Origin of the sequence: Alkalihalophilus lindianensis, from assembly GCF_032843265.1 — a bacterium.
GTDB lineage: Bacteria > Bacillota > Bacilli > Bacillales > Bacillaceae_D > Alkalihalophilus > Alkalihalophilus lindianensis.
The window spans coordinates 1-561 of record NZ_JAWJBA010000029.1 but is presented as its reverse complement, the minus strand read 5'-3'; the positions used below and the strand labels follow the sequence as shown (position 1 = coordinate 561).

The window sequence follows — 561 nt, the reverse complement described above, 5'->3', positions numbered from 1 at the left end:
ACCCATATTCATTGGCATCATCGGTTGATTTGCCTGTGGACCCATATTCATTGGCATCATCGGTTGATTTGCCTGTGCCATCATTTCATAAGATTCATCATCATATTCCCATTCTGGCATCTCATAAGATGGTTGCTCATAATAGCCTGACCCACAGTTTGCACATCCAGGCATGACTGGGCTTATTGGCTGCCAACATCCATGAATATTTTGCTGAGGCATATAAGGCATTTGTTGCATAGGTTGCATGTACCCCATATTCGGAGCTGCCATTGGAGACATATTGGGTTGCATTTGCGGGTACATATTCGGCTGCATGTTTGATTGCGCTTGTGGTTGCATGTTCGGTTGCATATTTAATTGCGCTTGTGGTTGCATGTTCGGTTGCATATTTAATTGCGCTTGTGGTTGCATGTTCGGTTGTGATTTCTGCGTTTGCGCCATTGGTTTTGGTGCTGGCTTTTGCTGTGCTTGCGCCATTGGCTTTGGTGCTGGCTTTTGCTGTGCTTGCGCCATTGGCTTTGGTGCTGGCTTTTGCTGTGCTTGCGCCATTGGCTTTGG

General features: G+C 46.5%; 1 pseudogene. It reads right to left on the bottom strand.

Features of this window, described 5'->3' with window-relative positions:
* Nucleotides 1-561: pseudogene (locus RYX56_RS21125) on the bottom strand (hypothetical protein); the annotation flags it as partial.